Here is a 1548-nt window from a genome sequence, read left to right as displayed (position 1 = left end):
TGGAATAGCTTCGTAGAGAATAAAGAAAGGGTGAGTAAGTTGTGCTCTAGACGATGGGCAATGCTGACCAGTTAATTAATGGAGTTGGTATTATTGATGCAATTGACAGTGTCCCTTTCGCTAAAGGCGCTAATAATCATATGGGTAGCCTACTGACGCAGCTCGACAACCCCATGTTATGGATTATGGAAACCCTTAAACAAAAACAGCTGTATTTTGTCGATAGTATGACAACAAGATTCACTAAGGCGGGAGATAAGGCCGATCAATTAGGCGTTCCTTTGCTAAAACGCCAACTTTTTTTAGACAATGATACCAGTGCCAGTGCACTCGAAAAACAATTTAGCGTAATGATCAGTCAAGCACATATAGAAGGTAATCTCGTGGCGATTGCACACCCTTATCCAGAAACGATACGCTTCCTTAAAGCTAATCTACAAAGGCTAGAAATAGAAGGGATTGATCTAGTGCCAGCATCAAGCTTACTCTCTATCGATATTTCACCAGCCGGAGGGACTAATCCAACTGCAACACTGAGATAGATAAATCAGGCAAAAGAGCAAGTAATTCATCACGATTACTCACAATATCCAGTAGAGTATATTGATCGAGTACATTCAAATAGGCATCAACCGCTTGGGCAAGCACGCCTTTCAGCTTACATGCTGGTGTGAATCGACAGTAAGGCTTACTGCAATCAATCGGCGCTAACGAGTTTTCTAACACTCGCACTAACTGACCCAGATTAATTTCAGTCGCAGGCTTACCTAAACGAAAACCGCCCATCTTACCGCGAATAGTTTCGAGATAACCCAACTTCCCTAAATGATGTACTATTTTAGAGACATGGTTTGGAGATAAATCAAATACCTGCGTAATTTCAGCAATTCTAAATAAAGTAGTCCTATCTGGCTGAACAGCCAAATACATTAGGGTTCGAACGCCAAAATCGGTATAACGAGTTAACTGCATATTTCACCTGTCCGCGATAAACTTAATGAGCCGTTTGAGATTCGAGTTGGGTAATTAACCAAAGTGCCTCATCGTTCGTATGACCACATACATCTACAGATGCATCAAAATCACTGCAAACAGTGGGGCGATCAGGTGAGCCGAAAATCAAACATAAATTGGCATCACTCAATTGTACACAACGCTCACCAGCGGCCTTACCATCTGGCATACCAGGAATTTTGCTACTGATTGAAGGTGCAATACAGCAAGCACCGCATCCGAGACGACAATTCATTTACGCTACTCATCAAAAATGTGAAGCATTATAACGCTTAATTAGCCCGAAATCTGTGGCGTGGTTCAATACTACTGAGGCTCACGGAACAAGATGGGCTGCTTATAAAGGCAATAGTATTAATATACGACATAAAAATCGGATAATTTCGTAAATTAACTATTAAAAAACAAAACGAAAAAAGCCTCATCTTCCGATGAGGCTTATCTCTTTATGTTGGCGGAGCGGACGGGACTCGAACCCGCGACCCCCGGCGTGACAGGCCGGTATTCTAACCAACTGAACTACCGCTCCTTTAA

At 42.2% G+C, this 1548-nt stretch carries 2 protein-coding genes, 1 tRNA gene and 1 pseudogene; 1 reads left to right on the top strand and 3 read right to left on the bottom strand.

Annotation, left to right across the window (positions count from 1 at the left end):
* Positions 1 to 89: 89 nt before the first annotated feature.
* Positions 90 to 542, top strand: a pseudogene (locus L2717_RS18025) (divergent polysaccharide deacetylase family protein); the annotation flags it as partial.
* Here L2717_RS18025 and L2717_RS18020 read toward each other — a convergent pair.
* The 3 genes from L2717_RS18020 to L2717_RS18010 all read right to left on the bottom strand — a co-directional run bounded on the left by L2717_RS18020 (position 517) and on the right by L2717_RS18010 (position 1543).
* The gene (locus L2717_RS18020) at positions 517 to 972 is read right to left on the bottom strand and encodes an Rrf2 family transcriptional regulator (protein ID WP_220773778.1); all 456 of its coding nucleotides are present in this window, start codon (positions 970 to 972) and stop codon (positions 517 to 519) included. The pseudogene L2717_RS18025 and the gene L2717_RS18020 overlap by 26 nt on opposite strands.
* Before the next feature lie 22 nt (positions 973 to 994).
* Positions 995 to 1249, bottom strand: a complete 255-nt coding sequence (locus L2717_RS18015; protein ID WP_220773777.1) for a YkgJ family cysteine cluster protein — start codon at positions 1247 to 1249, stop codon at positions 995 to 997.
* 217 nt (positions 1250 to 1466) lie between these two features.
* A tRNA-Asp gene (locus L2717_RS18010) sits at positions 1467 to 1543 on the bottom strand.
* Positions 1544 to 1548 lie beyond the last annotated feature (5 nt).

Source organism: Shewanella glacialipiscicola (genome assembly GCF_023283485.1).
Taxonomy (GTDB): Bacteria; Pseudomonadota; Gammaproteobacteria; order Enterobacterales; family Shewanellaceae; genus Shewanella; species Shewanella glacialipiscicola.
Note: the sequence above shows the minus strand (reverse complement) of the source record. Positions and strands in the feature narration are given on the sequence as shown.